Annotated in this window: 1 protein-coding gene; it reads left to right on the plus strand. The window is 54.5% G+C overall.

Going from position 1 to position 1,355, the window contains the following annotated elements:
- On the plus strand, positions 1-1,085 hold a 1,085-nt coding region (locus tag AB4043_RS25625; RefSeq protein WP_442308535.1), incomplete at its 5' end, for a glycosyl hydrolase 53 family protein.
- Positions 1,086-1,355 lie beyond the last annotated feature (270 nt).

The raw sequence follows: 1,355 nt of genomic DNA on the forward strand, positions 1-1,355 counted from the left end.
CGGCCGGACTCGCCCTCCTTCTTACTCTGTTATCGGCTCCAGGCACGAACGCAGTTGCACAGGTCATGGCGTGGGGCGTCGATGGCCCCACGTCCAGGAAGGCGGATGTAAGGCCTATCTTCGCTTTGCTTCAAGCCAGGGGCATCACCCAATATCGCATCAATGCCTACCTTGCCGATGGGACGGATGGCTTCCAGGTGCAGACCTATCGCGAGATGATTCAGCTTGCGAAGGAGTACCACATCAGTCTCAAGCCGATCCTCTTCACTCCCTTCCAAGAGGGGGATCGTACTGACCACGGCAAGTATCCGAAAGGGGATGCCGCGGCTCTCTACACATCGGCCTATAACCGGACCTACAAGTTCGTCTCCGAGTTCAGAAACGATCTGCCTGACTGGGAGCTGGGGAATGAGGTCAATCTCCAGATCAAGGATGCTGACGGGAAACGCCTCTTCGGCAAGGGGCAGACGGCTGCCGAGTTCGATACGCCCGTCATGAACGACTGGGCAGCAGTACTGCGCGGTATGTCCGATGCCATCGAAAAAGTGAATACCGAATACGGCCTCCATCTTCGCCGCGCGCTCAATACGACATCCACCATGTTCGGCTTTCTGGACTTCATGGCGTCAAGGGGGGTGAAGTTTGAGATCATCTCATACCACTACTATGCGCACCTTCGGGTTAATCCTCACCATTTCTTCGGCCATCGGGACGAGGGTGGATTCGACCTCTTCAAGAAGCTGGCCTCCTATAAGAAGGCCGTTGTCGTGAATGAATTGAACTGCGCCGAGATCTACGACAGCGATTACGAGAACGAAGCCGGGAAGCCAAAGACGGAGACCGGTTTCAAAAGCCTCTACACCACATTGAAGTATTTTGTGGAGCAGACGGATCTGAAGATCGAAGCTCTCGACATCTATGAGCTTCTCGACGAACCCGCGAAGGCGCCTCCGGAGAACCATTTCGGACTGATGTACGACCTCGGTCGTCCGAAGGTGCCGTTCTTCTTGCTCACCCAGTTTGCTGGTGGGACTCTCTCGGCCGACGAAAGGAAGCTGCTGATGGATCGGGGTCTACTCCCTTAGTCTCTCCACCTTCCTGTTAGAGATTCCTATAAGTGGCTGAAAAATGGCTAGATGCGGCATCGGGAAAACATCGGCGAGCATCGGCAAAGTATCAGCTTCTACCCCGGACACCTCTCTACATCCCTCGCTATTGTTGCCGTCGCTTTAAAGGTGTCCCGCAAAGCTGAGCTGAAATAAGGAACGCCTGGATAACGGAACGAATCTTTGGAGGGGCAGAGATGAGGGAAATCGATCCAGCACGCAGAATTTCAAGGGCGACTTGTGTAAGAA

The organism is Terriglobus sp. YAF25 (assembly GCF_052113305.1).
In the GTDB taxonomy this organism is placed as follows: Bacteria; Acidobacteriota; Terriglobia; order Terriglobales; family Acidobacteriaceae; genus Terriglobus.